At 63.0% G+C, this 208-nt stretch carries 1 pseudogene; it reads left to right on the top strand.

Annotated elements, in window-relative coordinates:
- Positions 1-208, top strand: a pseudogene (locus AB3X94_RS42415) (IS5/IS1182 family transposase); the annotation flags it as partial.

The raw sequence follows: 208 nt of genomic DNA on the forward strand, positions 1-208 counted from the left end.
CAGACGCAACGCTGGATTCAGGCGGGCTGCTTCGAGGCCATGGTGAGCGATTTGCGCTCGATCATCCGGGTCGCCCAGGATCGCCGTGGTCAACCCAGCGCGGTCATCCTCGATGGCCGTACGCTGCAGTCGACGTGCGAAAGCGGCGCACGCGCAGGCTACGACGGATACAAACGCAAGAAAGGCAGCAAGGTACATATGGCGGTCG

Origin of the sequence: Paraburkholderia sp. BR10923 (assembly GCF_040948765.1) — a bacterium.
GTDB lineage: Bacteria > Pseudomonadota > Gammaproteobacteria > Burkholderiales > Burkholderiaceae > Paraburkholderia > Paraburkholderia youngii.